This window comes from Polaribacter dokdonensis, from assembly GCF_024362345.1.
Taxonomy (GTDB): Bacteria; Bacteroidota; Bacteroidia; order Flavobacteriales; family Flavobacteriaceae; genus Polaribacter; species Polaribacter dokdonensis.
Map to the genome: position 1 here is coordinate 1,377,550 of NZ_CP101505.1, position 12,959 is coordinate 1,390,508.

8 protein-coding genes are annotated in these 12,959 nt (G+C 29.9%); 3 read left to right on the forward strand and 5 right to left on the reverse strand.

All coding sequences use genetic code 11. The annotated features are described in order from the left end of the window. Positions 1 to 43 precede the first annotated feature (43 nt). Positions 44 to 1,171 carry a type IX secretion system outer membrane channel protein PorV gene (gene porV / locus LPB302_RS06195; RefSeq protein WP_053972917.1) on the reverse strand — a complete coding sequence of 376 codons (1,128 nt, stop codon included), beginning with the start codon at positions 1,169 to 1,171 and terminating at the stop codon, positions 44 to 46. A gap of 38 nt (positions 1,172 to 1,209) precedes the next feature. After that, positions 1,210 to 4,566 carry a type IX secretion system sortase PorU gene (gene porU / locus LPB302_RS06200; RefSeq protein ID WP_231658686.1) on the reverse strand — a complete coding sequence of 1,119 codons (3,357 nt, stop codon included), beginning with the start codon at positions 4,564 to 4,566 and terminating at the stop codon, positions 1,210 to 1,212. A gap of 244 nt (positions 4,567 to 4,810) precedes the next feature. Here porU and gldJ point away from each other — a divergent pair, with 244 nt between their 5' ends. Both gldJ and LPB302_RS06210 read left to right on the forward strand, forming a co-directional pair. Next, on the forward strand, positions 4,811 to 6,493 hold the full coding sequence (gldJ, locus tag LPB302_RS06205; protein WP_053972919.1) for a gliding motility lipoprotein GldJ: 1,683 nt from the start codon (positions 4,811 to 4,813) through the stop codon (positions 6,491 to 6,493). 69 nt (positions 6,494 to 6,562) lie between these two features. Next, the gene (locus tag LPB302_RS06210) at positions 6,563 to 7,819 is read left to right on the forward strand and encodes a UDP-N-acetylmuramoyl-tripeptide--D-alanyl-D-alanine ligase (protein WP_053972920.1); all 1,257 of its coding nucleotides are present in this window, start codon (positions 6,563 to 6,565) and stop codon (positions 7,817 to 7,819) included. Here the strand turns inward: LPB302_RS06210 and LPB302_RS06215 are convergent. Continuing rightward, complete coding sequence (locus LPB302_RS06215; protein ID WP_053972921.1) at positions 7,812 to 8,663, reverse strand: N-acetylglucosamine kinase; 852 nt, start codon at positions 8,661 to 8,663, stop codon at positions 7,812 to 7,814. The genes LPB302_RS06210 and LPB302_RS06215 overlap by 8 nt on opposite strands. 137 nt (positions 8,664 to 8,800) lie before the next feature. Here LPB302_RS06215 and LPB302_RS06220 point away from each other — a divergent pair, with 137 nt between their 5' ends. Next, positions 8,801 to 9,541 (forward strand): tyrosine-protein phosphatase, encoded by a 741-nt coding sequence (locus LPB302_RS06220; protein WP_053972922.1) that lies wholly within the window; start codon positions 8,801 to 8,803, stop codon positions 9,539 to 9,541. 271 nt (positions 9,542 to 9,812) lie between these two features. Here the strand turns inward: LPB302_RS06220 and LPB302_RS06225 are convergent, their stop codons facing one another. Beyond that, complete coding sequence (locus LPB302_RS06225; protein WP_053972923.1) at positions 9,813 to 12,188, reverse strand: GumC family protein; 2,376 nt, start codon at positions 12,186 to 12,188, stop codon at positions 9,813 to 9,815. 1 nt (position 12,189) lies between these two features. Beyond that, positions 12,190 to 12,954, reverse strand: a complete 765-nt coding sequence (locus LPB302_RS06230; RefSeq protein WP_053972924.1) for a polysaccharide biosynthesis/export family protein — start codon at positions 12,952 to 12,954, stop codon at positions 12,190 to 12,192. Positions 12,955 to 12,959: the final 5 nt, after the last annotated feature.

Consider the following 12,959-nt stretch of genomic DNA (forward strand, 5'->3'; position numbering starts at 1 on the left):
GACTGCTTTATTATTTTTTAAATCTACTAAAAAAAATTGAATTTTAGTAGTTGTCGTAAATTTCTCCTAAATCAAAAGATAGGGTAAAACGTAATGAATTTTCTAATGGATTGTTTACATCAGATGAGTTGATTAAGTAAGATAAATCTACATTTAATGCGTTGGTTTTAAAACCAGCACCTAAAGTAAAGTATTGTCTATTACCTTTATCTTGACTTTCATGAAAGTAACCACCTCTTAATGCAAATGCATTATTGTATAAATATTCTGCACCTACTGCATAGGTAATTTCACTTAACTCTTCACTAAATCCTCCTGGAGCATCTCCAAAAGAACCAAAAATACCTTGAATCCATCCTTTCTCCTCATCAGAACCATCAGGTTGTGGAGTTGGTACTAATAATTTAGTAAACTCAACATTGGTAGAAATAATATTATAATCGTCTAAAATAAAATCAAAACCACCTCCTAATTTTAAATTGGTTGGTATAAAATCCTCTTCACCTGGTGTATAAGAAACTTTAGGTCCAATATTAGCAATGTTAAATCCTAATCGATATCTACCATTAAAATTACCATAATTTTCTTCATAAGATTGGTAATATCCAGATACATCTACTGCAAAAGAATTTACGGGTTGTAAAGTATTACCTGCTGTACCATTAAATGCCAAATTAGATCTAATATATTTTAAGCCAACACCCATAGAGAATGTTTCACTCAATTTTAAAGCATAAGAACCAGAGAATACAAATTCATTCGGGTTTATAGTTCCATTAGGATTTCCTTGATTGTCTGTTAAATCAATTTGTCCTAAACTAAAATATCTAAATTCTGCACCCCAAGCTGCATTTTCGCTAAATCTATTGATGTAAGAAGCTGCACCAATAAAAATATCATCGGTTAAATTACGTAACCAAGGAGAATAAGTTAAACCTGTTTTTATCTGTCTGTCTCCAAAAGCTGTTTTTGCTGGGTTATGAAATAAAGACCAAGCATCTGCAGAAGTTGCAACACCCATATCACCCATACCACCTGCTCTTGCATCTGGTACAATTAATAAAAACGGAGTTGCAGTTGTAATACCTCCTGTTTGTTGTGTGTTGGTTTGTGCACTTACTTTTACACCTACTAAAGCACAAAGTGCAATACAAATACCTATTTTTTTCATTTTCTTCTTTTGACGATTGTTTTACAAATATCTAATTTTTATTGAAGTATTACTAATTTTTCATATTTCTCTGAAACTAAATTACTTGCTGTTGCTTTAACTGTTAGTTTGTAAACGTATACCCCTTTACCAATTTTATTACCAAAATCATCTAAACCATTCCAAGTAATGTTTCTAGATAAATTACCAGTAGTTTGTACGTTCCTATTAATGGTTTTCACCAACTTACCAGAAACTGTAAATATTTGAACTTGAACCTCTAAAGGTTCGTTAGGCTTATTATGATTGAACCAGAACTCTGTGTAATTTACAAAAGGATTTGGATAGTTTAAAACATTTTCTAAATTTAAGATAGCATCACTTACTACCACAAAGTTTAACGTGGTTTCAGATGAGTTATTGTAGGTATCCCAAGCTTTAATTTTTAAAGTATGTGGGCCTGTTTCTAAATCTCTTAAGGTATAATTTACTTTTCCAGTGGTAAAATCGTTTAATTCTGTTTGGTAAAAATCATTTAAGATGATAGGATTAGCAGTATCTCCATCTAAAATGGCCACAATATCATGATCTACTGCAGTTATGGAAGTATTGATTCCATTAGCGTCAGACAAAACAGCTATTAAATTGGGAGATGCATTGGTATTTCCTCCATCTATAAAAGATTCATCGTTCATAAACAATGCTATTTCTGGCCCAATATTATCTTCAGGAGCATTTTCATTTATTCCACCAACTGTAATATCAAAATTAGCGCCTGCTTTTTCTACTTCTCCATCTTCTGCATAAAAACTTAATTTACTTTTACCATAGGCGATTTTGATGTCTTTAGGCACTACAAAATCAAAACTAAACACTCCATTTTCTACAGTTGCTTTTCCTCTAAAGAGTTTACTATCTTGTGTATCAAAAACCATTGTAACTCCAAAACCATCATTATCTAAAGTAGTTTTATCAATAATTTTATCAAAAACGGTGGTAGAAAGTGTTCCATTATAATTGGTTAAAACTGAATTAGCATCATCAGTAACTACACCTTCAAATTTAACTTTTGATAAGGCTTTAATCGTATCTAAAGATCGTGTGATATCAACATCATTCATTTTTGTAATTCGAACATTTGACTTAGGAATAGCCAACTTCATTGCAGGATCTCCAAAAGAATAAATAAAGAATTTTTGCGTACTAGAAAACTGATTTTTAGTTACAGCTAGAGCTTCTGCAATAGAATAATCTTCATCATTAAAAGACAATAGCACTCGAATCAATTGTTCATTAAAACGTTGACCTGTAGAGATAAAAACTTCTCTGGTAGTAGTAATCATGCTTGCTGCTCCACCATCTGGTTTTTTAAAGGTAATTTCTCCTGCTGTAATTCTGTTTGGATTGTCGAATCTAGAAAAATCACAAGTAACTGTAATTAATAAAGGTAATGTTTTACTGTTCTTAAAAGATTGAATTTGAGCTACATCTAAAATACGTTCAGCAGCAAAACCATCTTCTCCTCCATGACCAAAATAATCGAAAACCAATGTTCCTTTTTCAATGGCATTTGTAATTGCCTCATTCACTTCTGGATAACGTTCTCCACCAGAAGAATTCTGCTGCACAAAAGCATCTGCATAAATTTTATTTACATTAAAAACAGGTTTATTATCCTTAATTTCATCAGCAATAGACTCTACCCCTTGTTCAATTACTTCTTCACCAACAACATCTATATCATCTGCTAAAAGTGTAATTGTATTTCGCCAATCTCCAATAGCTTCTTTGCTATAATAAGACAGAATTTTATCAACTACTACAGAAGCTTCAGCAATTGTAGCAACTGGTATTCTACTAGAAACCACATCAATGGTATGAGAGGTAGACATTGTACCTTCATTATCCTCTAACATTACAAAAAAATCGTCTGTAACATAAGAACTTGCCAAATTAAAACTGATGGTCGATAACTTAACAGGAACAATATTGTTATTTGCAGGCACTCTATCTTTATAATCGTAAGAAGAATCACCAAAAAAGCAAACGTATTTTAATTGAGTTGCAGGTGTAGAATTTGAGTTATATAAATGCTTGATAAAATCTCTGATGCCTGTAATGTCTTTAGATCCTGAAGAAAACTCATTGTAAATTTCGTCTAACAAAACAACCTTACCAGACAAATTTGAATTGGCTTCATGATAATCTACCAACCTTTGTGCTTCACTAGAAAGTTCTGAGTTAGTAATAACTAAATAGTTGATGTCTTTTAAAGAATGTAAATTTTGATTGGCTATTCTCGAATTTTCAACAGTTTCTGGCGTAAAAAAATCGTTCTCGTCTAAAACTATATATTCTTTTAGTTCACCTGCATTTGCCAAAAATGTAAAATCATTTCCAGTTGATGCATTAGAGATTCTTTCTGGATTTATATAATTGCTAACATCCCAAACCTGAAAAGCATTTGCTCCATTTGCAATTTGATATTCTACAGTTCCTGCAGTATTTGCTTGCAAATAGTTTCGAAAAGAAAATTGAAAATTGGAGTAATTTAAATTCTTTTTTCCGATGATTTCTATATAGTCTAAAAATGCATTTGCTGACGGATTTCCATTACTATTATAAGTAATTGCAACAGTTATATTTTCTGAGGTATTTGCCACAACTGCACTTCTTTCTAAGGCAAAAGCCTTAGTTAACGATGAGGGATTTGTTGCTGGATAATTTATAGTAACTGCATCTTGACCATTTACAACAACATCCATAGTAGAAGCTACAACTGAGTTCGAAACTCCTCTTGTTCTTACAGTAATATTTTCACCTGAAACTGCATTTGCAAAAGGAAGGGTAAAAGATTGTGTATTCTCAATATTAAAATCGGTATTAAAAAACCATTGTGTACCTACTGCTAAAATACTTCGCTCTTCTTTTTCGTAAAAAGTAAAATCATCATAAGTCGTTAAAACAGTAGTTGCTGAAGATGATACTGGAGTTTGTAATTGAATTCTTTTTCCATCTGTATCATTCACTGTAATAAAATAATAGGCTTTATCAGAATAAATGTTTTGTCTGTGTCTAGCAGTTTCATTTGCTGCATCCACTTCCCAATCATGAGGGCCTTTTGCATAGAATAAAATATAATCATCACCATCAAAAGAACCATCATTTTCACCTTCTATATAGATTGCATTCTCTTGCAAATCATCATACCTGAAATCGCTGTTTAAAACAGGTAATAGCTGACCTCCATTTCCATAAACATGGATTTTTCTAGGGTTCAAATTGTTTGCAGAAACACCTATTTGCTGTAGCAAGCTTCTATCTATCTTAAAAACACCAGTAGTGTCTACAGAAAATTGATACCAATCTCCACTAGCTAGTACAGAGTTACTAACTTGAGCTGTTGAGTTTTGCATGTAAAAAATGCAACTGATGAATAGAAATACTTTTTTGATCATTCTAGGTTTAAAACTAACGCAATTTAATCTTAGTTATTTTAAGAGTAACAAAGATAATTTATACTAAAGTAAAAATGCAATCGTTTATAAGATTATATGCAGAAAATGCATGCGTTAAAAATGTATATTTGCTTGTATAAAAGTATATTTTTATTGTAAATTGCATCATTATATAAAAACCCTATCAATTTTAAATTAGATAATGAAAAACATATTTAAAATAACATTCATAGTTTTTGCTAGTTTACTTTTTGTGAATTGTAAAAGTTCTTCATCAAATAAATCTAGGTTAACAGGTTTATCTTTTAACGACCCAAAAAACGGTAATTATATCAGAGCTAATTCTTTTAATGGCCAAGAAACTCCTTTAGGAATGGTTGGTGTAGAAGGTGGTTCTTTTACTATGGGCCAAGTACAAGATGATGTAATGTTCGATTGGAATACTACTCCAAATAAAATACACGTACGTTCTTTTTATATGGATGAAGCAGAGGTTACCAACTCTGAATATTTTTTATATGTACAGTATATGAAAGATGTTTTTCCTCCATCAGAAGAAAAGTATAAAAATATTTATAGCTCGATTTTACCAGATACTTTAGTTTGGAGAAAGAGTTTAGGAAATACAGATATTTTATCTGAAAACTACTTTCGTCATCCAGCCTATGCAGATTATCCTGTAGTTGGTGTAAGTTGGTTACAAGCTAACGAATACTGTAAATGGAGAACAAATGCAGTAAACTTAAAAACCTTAATAGATAAAGGAAATATTAAAAATATTTTTGATATTGATACCATAAGTAACTTTTTTGATACAGATGTTTTCTTAGTAGACGATTCCAAATTATTTAATGGAGATACAACCGTTTATAAAAGAGGTATTGGAAGAACCATTAGAAAACGTGGTGAAGCAAGACCTGCTAGAGATGCATTTCAAGGTAGAAAAATTACTAATGCAGATGGTGTTTTAACACAACGTTTTCGTTTACCTACAGAAGCTGAGTGGGAATTTGCAGCCAAAGCAAATGTAGAAAACAGAGAATACAACAATATAAGAGGTAGAAAGAAATATGCTTGGAATGGTAAATACACTAGAGCAAAAAATAAAAGAAATAGGGGTGATCAACTAGCCAACTTTAAACAAGGTAAAGGAGATTATAGTGGACCTTCTGGATGGAGTTCTGATGGTGCAGATATACCAAATGAAATTAAATCATATCCTCCAAATGGATTTGGTTTATATGATATGTCTGGAAATGTTGCAGAATGGGTTGCAGATGTTTACAGACCTATTGTAGACAATGAAGCTAATGACTTTAATTACTTTAGAGGTAATCTATTTACTAAAAAAATGATTGATGCAAAAGGTAATGTAGTTTTTGCAGGCGAAGAAGGTGGTGCTGAAATTGAATATGATACTTTACCAAATGGTAAAATTGTACCAAGATATTTACCAGGTTCAATCAAATATGTACCAATTACTAAGAATGATGCTTCTTTAAGAAGAAACTTTTCTAAAGCAGATAATGCTAATATTGGTGATGGAGATGCTAATTCAACTCGTTTTTATGAAGATGATGAAGATGAGATTGCAAGAAGACCAAGTATGTACAACTCTCCAAAATCTCCAGCTACTGAGATAGACCCTGTTACAGGAAGAGAGGTTTTAGTAAATGATGCTAAAAAGAGAACAACCTTAATTAGTGATAGAACTCGTGTTTATAAAGGTGGTTCATGGTCTGATAGAGAATACTGGTTAGATCCTGCACAAAGAAGATATTTACCAGAATATATGGCTACTAACTATATTGGTTTTAGATGTGTAACAGATAAATTAGGGCCTCTTTCTACAGGAAAAAGAAAAGCTAGAAATCCTAGTAGATAATTAAGAGAATTGCAAAATATTATAAGCCTCATTGTTTTTAAATAATGAGGTTTTTTTTATCTTTAATTTATGGAAATAGAAAAGCTTTACGCCCTTTATGCAGAACATTTTTTAGTAGATACAGATACTAGAAATATTCGTAAGAATACAATGTTTTTCGCACTTAAAGGCGATAATTTTAATGGAAATACTTATGCAGAAGAAGCGCTAAAATTAGGAGCAAACTATGCAATTGTAGATGAGTTCGTATATCAAACTAAAGCTAATATCATCTTAGTTGATAATGTTTTAAAAACACTACAACAATTAGCTAATTATCATCGTAAACAATTAAAAGCAAAAATTATAGGTTTAACAGGTAGCAATGGTAAAACAACCACAAAAGAGTTAATTTATGCTGTACTTTCTCAAAAATATAAAACTTCTGCAACCAAAGGCAACCTTAACAATCATATAGGTGTTCCATTAACACTACTTTCTATGCCTTTAGAAACTGAAATGGGTATAGTAGAAATGGGTGCTAATCATCAAAAAGAAATTGAATTTTTAAGTAGTATTTGTGAACCTGATTATGGATATATTACCAATTTTGGAAAAGCACATTTAGAGGGTTTTGGAGGAATTGAAGGTGTAATTAAGGGTAAAAGTGAGTTGTATACTTTTTTAGAACAAAATGATAAAATTGCATTTATAAATCCAGAAGATACAATTCAGACTCAAAAAACTAAAAATATTAAAAGGATTCCATTTGAAGAAAGTATTTCATTTATAGAGAGTAATCCATTTGTAAAAATAGCTTACAAAAATAATGCTATTCAAAGCAATTTAATTGGATCTTACAATTTTACAAACATTGGAATTGCTATAACTATAGGTGATTATTTTAAAGTTGATGAAGAGCAAATAAAGAATGCTATTGAACAATACGAATCAACAAATAATAGATCTCAAATTATAAAACAAAATTCTAATCTTATCATTCTAGATGCTTATAATGCAAATCCATCTAGTATGGAGGTTGCTCTCGAAAATTTTAATTCTTTAAAAGCAACTAAAAAAATTGTGATTTTAGGAGATATGTTTGAATTAGGTGATGATAGTTTACACGAACATCAACATATTATTAAAATGACGCTAAATATGAATTTTGATAGTTGTTATTTTGTAGGCGAACATTTCTATAGCACAAAATCAAATGCTGAACTATTTAAAACCTTTGATGATTTTAAATTATTCTTACAAAGAAATAAACCAATCAGTTCATCTATATTGATAAAAGGATCTAGAGGTATGCGTTTAGAGCGTATTTTAGAAATTTTTAAATAATATTATTTTTGTGATATTCTAGCAAATTATCAATGGGTCTTTGAATAACACCTGTTATTTTTAAATTATTTTTACTTGCAACTTTTTCTAAAATTTCTCTGAAATAATGAGCTATTGAACCTATAAAATATAAAGGAGTTGAGGCATCTTTTTCGAATGGTAAAACTCGATATTTAAAAAATTCTTGAAAGCCTCTTTTAATTATTTTTTTGATATATTTCTCTTCTTTAAATTCAAACATAAACTTTGCAAAAGAAGCCAAATACATATTAGGGTTAGGCATTCTGTATATATTCTTTTTAATATAATCTGGGTCTAAATTAAATTCATTTTCAAATCGATCTGCCATATGTTTTGGCATTTTATTATAGAAGTATTCTCTTAATAATAATTTTCCAAAATAGTTACCACTAGCTTCATCCATTAAAACATAGCCTAATGATGGGTTTTTCATGTGCACAATTTCACCATCAAAATAACAACTATTAGAACCTGTACCCAATATACACACTAAAGCAGGTTCTTTTCCTGATGCAGCATATACAGCTGCTAACATATCTTCAGCAACATGTACTTTAGCATTGATAAAAATAGATTCCATTACATCTTGCAAAATTTTAGATGGCTTTGGTGTTCCACATCCTGCACCATAAAAGTGAATTTCAGAAACCTCATCTTTAATATTGATTAACTGAAACATGTTCACGATTCTGTTGTTTAATTCTTCTTGTTCTACAACAGCAGGATTTAAACCTAAAGTTCTCACTCTAAAAACTTCATTTTTATCAGAATCTAAAGCAATCCAATCTGCTTTTGTAGAACCACCATCTGCAATTAAAATCATAATATCTCTATTTTCGTCAAAGATATTGTAAGTTATTTTAGTAGACAATACAATTAAAAACTTCAATCGTTTTCGTTATAAATTAACAGATATAGAACCATTGTAATGTTGTAAATTTGTTTTAAAATTGATTTATTATGTTTTTTTTTAAGAAGAAGTTAATTCCTTTATCTGAATTTTTTCCTACCAATTTTGTAGATATTCATTCTCATTTACTCCCAGGAATAGATGATGGAGCAAAAGACATACAACAATCTATAGAACTAATTCAAAAAATGGCTAGTTATGGAATTAAAAATTTTATAACAACTCCTCATGTTTTAGGGGATGTTTACCCTAACTCTTCAGAAACTATTAAAATTAAATTACAAGAAGTAAAAGAAGCCTTACATCACAACAATTTTACTGATATTAATATTGAAGCTGCAGCAGAATATATGATGGACGAACAATTTTCTGCACTCTTAGAAAAAGGAGATATTTTAACTTTAAAAGATACATACATTTTAGTGGAAATGTCTTACTTCAGTCCACCAATAAATTTATTTGACATCCTATTTCAAATTCAATTGAAAGGATTTAAGCCAGTATTGGCCCATCCAGAACGCTATAATTCGTATCATAATAACTTTGAAGTTTTTTATAAATTAAAAAAAGCAGGTTGCTTATTTCAATTGAATTTGTTATCATTAACTCCACAATATGGAGATAGCGTTACTAAAACTGCAGATCGTTTATTAAAAGAGAATTTATACGATTTTGTAGGCACAGACACACATCATAAAAATCATCTGCATTTATTAAAAAGTATAAGTACAAAAAAGAATCAAAAGAAGATTCAACATCTTTTAAATAATAATGCACGATTTTTGGGATGATGATTTAAAAGAATATCAAAAGCTCTTTTTATAAAAAATTCAATAAATAAATTAGTTACCCAAATATCATCTCGACCTTGTGGAGAAATCTATAAATTAAGTTTTATATTACTATAGATTTCTCTGTTCCATTTACGCTCCAATCGAAATGACATTATCAATCAAAGTATATTCTTACCTAATTTTATAAGTAATAACTAAACATAATATAAGATAATGATTATCAAACATAAAAAAAGGAAGCAAAACTGCTTCCTTTTTTATTACCATTTTAAGAACTAAATATCTTTTTATACCAAGGCTTCTTCACTTCCTCAACATAAGCATTCCCATAGCCATAACCATAGCCATAACCATAACCACGCTTCATATCTGTATCATTTAACACAAATGCCATATTAGGTAATTTCTTTTCTTCATATAACTTTTGAGGTACCACTAACATTCTCTTATCTAAATAATTAGCTCTAGACACATATAATACCATATCAGAATATTTCGAAATTAGTAACGTATCTGTTACCAAGTTTACAGGTGCAGTATCTACAATAATATAATCATAATCTTTCTTAACTTCATTCATCAATTGCTTTACACGATCTGTTAATAACAATTCAGCAGGGTTTGGTGGAATAACACCAGATGCAATAATATCAAGACCTTTTATTTCAGGAATTGTAAATTTTATATCATCTATATTTAAATCTGTATTCATGATATAATTCGTAATTCCTTTACGCTCAGAGATCCCTAAATACTCAGTTACTTTAGGTGCTCGCAAATCCATACCTAACAACAACACCTTTTTATTAGAAAGAGACAAAGCTGCTGATAAATTTATGGATATAAATGATTTACCTTCTCCACTTGTTGTAGATGTAATAAAAATAGTTTTCCCTAAATCATCGTTTCTTTCAGGAAGCATAAAATCTAAATTGGTTCGAATCAAACGAAATGCTTCTGCAGTGCTCGTTCTTGCATTGTTACCAATTACAATTTTTTGTTCCGTTTCAGAATGAGGTACATCCCCAATAAAAGGGACAGTAGTTAATTGTTCAATATCCTTACGAGTATGCAATTTTGTATCTAATAAATTTTTCAAATAAATAACAATAAAAGGTAGAATTAAACCTAAAACTAATGCAGCTAAGTATATAATCTGTTTCTTAGGCGCAACGGGTATATCTGAGCCATAAGCATAATCTATTATTTTTGCATTAGGTACAGTCACTGCAAGCGATATAGCTGTTTCTTCTTTTTTCTTAAGCAAATACGAATACAATTCTGAGTAAATCTCTTTCTGTCGTTCAATATCGATAATACCTCTTTCAATCAAGGGAATATTGGTAATCTTTGCCTTTACTTTTTTAGCTTCAACATTCAACTGATTTAATTGAATCTCTAATGATTTCTTTAAATTCGATAAGCTCGCTAATAAATTTTGCTGCAATGAATTGATTTGATTTTGAATCTCAATCAATTGAGGGTTTTTTAAACCAGCTGTAACTAATAAAGTGTTTTTTTGTAATACTAATGTGTTGTAATTTTCAATTGCTGAAGAAATACCATCATCATTAAAGCCCAGATTTGTTGGTAAAACATCATTATCCTTAGCTTGTTGATTCAATTTTTTCTGAATCCAATTGGCCAAACTCAATTGACTTTTAATCTGCACTAATTGTTGATTGCTCCGAGATACTTCCTCCAAGGCCAATTCACCTTCAGTAGACAAACCTGTAATTCCAAATTTTGTTTTATAATTTTTTACATTGTCTTGTATTAAAGCTAAATCATTACCCACGCTTATCAAACGATCTTCTATAAAGTTTTTTGTTTTTTCTGATACAATATTTTTATCTCTTATCGCATCAATATTATATTGTATTACCAACTCATTCAAGATATCTCTAGCTTTGTCCTTAACTGGATCTGTTAGACTTAGATTAATAACACTTGAATTCTTATCAGCAGTACTCACATTAATATATTTAATATATCTATCAATCACTTTATCTCTTCTCGATAAAACAACATAAATCTTTTCCTGACTAAACTCTGAAATATTTTCATTAGGCTCAACCATAATATTACCAAATCCAGTTTGAACAATTTGATTAAAATTATAATTTTTCGAATTAGTATTTTCAATATTAGAAAATTGAAATTTAGAATCATCAAGTATTTGAATCACTAAAGTAGTATCTTTTAAATTGAAAGAATTTGATTTCTCAAAATTAACTCGAATTGGCCCATTTAAATACACCTCAGTTCTTTTAATACGACCTTCTGTAAAATATTGAGTTTGTAGATTTAAAGTATCAACAACTTTACCAATAATTTTTCGAGATTTTATGATAAAAATTTCATTATCAGTATTATTGGTAGAACCTGTTCCCACAATTCCTAAATCTGCTACTGCTTTTAACTCATCAGATATCCCAGACTTCTGATTGTCCTTAATCATAATTGTTGAAGAAACAGTATACGTTGATGAACTATAACGCAGATATAAAAAAGCAATAACTAGTGCAAGAATACCCCCTAAAACAAACCATCTCCAATACGATAGGTACTTTTCCAATTCTTCTCGAATATTAATAGTATCCACTTCTTGGTTTTTTAAAACATTATTTAAATTTTCTTGCATGTTATCTGGTAATAAGAGTCACTAAAGTAATTAAAACGCTAGTTATTGAAATGAATAATGAAGTATTAGAGTTAGATGATGCTGATTGTATGCTCGCATAATTTGGTTTAACATAAACAATATCATTCTGTTGTAAATAATAAACAGGTGACGTAAAAATTTCTTTAGACAACAAATCTACCTCATATTGTTTTTTTTCTCCATTTTCCTCACGAGTTATGGTCACATTCTTACGTTGACCTGAAATATTTAAATCACCCGCTAATGCAACCGCATCTAAAATAGTAATTCTTTCGTTTGGAATATTATAACTACCAGGACGTCTAACATCACCCAATACGGAAATTTTATAATTTGCAATTCTAATAATAATATTGGGATCTTTTATATAATCAGGATCTAGTTTTGTTCTCAATAAATTAATGACCTCATCTCTTGTTAGTCCTCCAATTTTGAGGTTTCCTAATACAGGGAAATTTATCTCACCTTTTGTATCTACTAAATATGTCTGTTGTTGTACTTGACCAATAGCTGAATTTGTAGCCGTTCCATAAGTTACTGCTGCCAAATTAAAAGGCTTAACTGCATTTAAATCTTGTGCGGTAATATTAATTTGTAATAAATCATCAGGTTTAATAATTGTTTTATAACTATTCGATACCTTAGACTGATCTATCGTATCATTCTGAAAATAGATAATTTCTTTTTTGGATACACATGATGTTACTAAAAGTACATATAGAAAAAGAATAGTAATTTTTTTCATCTCTA

What these genes read in the sequence shown, in the direction of transcription:
- porV (WP_053972917.1), bottom strand. Translation starts at nt 1,171, where the DNA reads ATGAAAAAAATAGGTATTTGTATTGCACTTTGTGCTTTAGTAGGTGTA.
- porU (WP_231658686.1), bottom strand. Translation starts at nt 4,566, where the DNA reads ATGCAAAACTCAACAGCTCAAGTTAGTAACTCTGTACTAGCTAGTGGA.
- gldJ (WP_053972919.1), top strand. Translation starts at nt 4,811, where the DNA reads ATGAAAAACATATTTAAAATAACATTCATAGTTTTTGCTAGTTTACTT.
- LPB302_RS06210 (WP_053972920.1), top strand. Translation starts at nt 6,563, where the DNA reads ATGGAAATAGAAAAGCTTTACGCCCTTTATGCAGAACATTTTTTAGTA.
- LPB302_RS06215 (WP_053972921.1), bottom strand. Translation starts at nt 8,663, where the DNA reads ATGATTTTAATTGCAGATGGTGGTTCTACAAAAGCAGATTGGATTGCT.
- LPB302_RS06220 (WP_053972922.1), top strand. Translation starts at nt 8,801, where the DNA reads ATGTTTTTTTTTAAGAAGAAGTTAATTCCTTTATCTGAATTTTTTCCT.
- LPB302_RS06225 (WP_053972923.1), bottom strand. Translation starts at nt 12,188, where the DNA reads ATGCAAGAAAATTTAAATAATGTTTTAAAAAACCAAGAAGTGGATACT.
- LPB302_RS06230 (WP_053972924.1), bottom strand. Translation starts at nt 12,954, where the DNA reads ATGAAAAAAATTACTATTCTTTTTCTATATGTACTTTTAGTAACATCA.